Source organism: Streptomyces varsoviensis (genome assembly GCF_000718635.1).
Classification (GTDB): Bacteria; Actinomycetota; Actinomycetes; order Streptomycetales; family Streptomycetaceae; genus Streptomyces; species Streptomyces varsoviensis.
In genome coordinates, this window is sequence record NZ_JOBF01000097.1 from 1 (window position 1) to 246 (window position 246).

At 54.1% G+C, this 246-nt stretch carries 1 rRNA gene; it reads left to right on the forward strand.

What is annotated here, in order from left to right:
- Positions 1 to 151: 151 nt before the first annotated feature.
- A 5S ribosomal RNA gene (gene rrf, locus IF55_RS35765) occupies positions 152 to 246 on the forward strand; the annotation flags it as partial.

Sequence of the window (246 nt, forward strand, 5' to 3'; positions counted from 1 at the left end):
ACTGGGTTGATAGGCCAGATATGGAAGCGCCGTAAGGTGTGGAGTTGACTGGTACTAATAGGCCGAGGGCTTGTCCTCAGTTGCTCGCGTCCACTGTGTTGGTTCTGAAGTAATGACCTGTGTTGTTGCCGGGTGGTTATCTTCATAGTGTTTCGGTGGTCATTGCGTTAGGGAAACGCCCGGTTACATTCCGAACCCGGAAGCTAAGCCTTTCAGCGCCGATGGTACTGCAGGGGGGACCCTGTG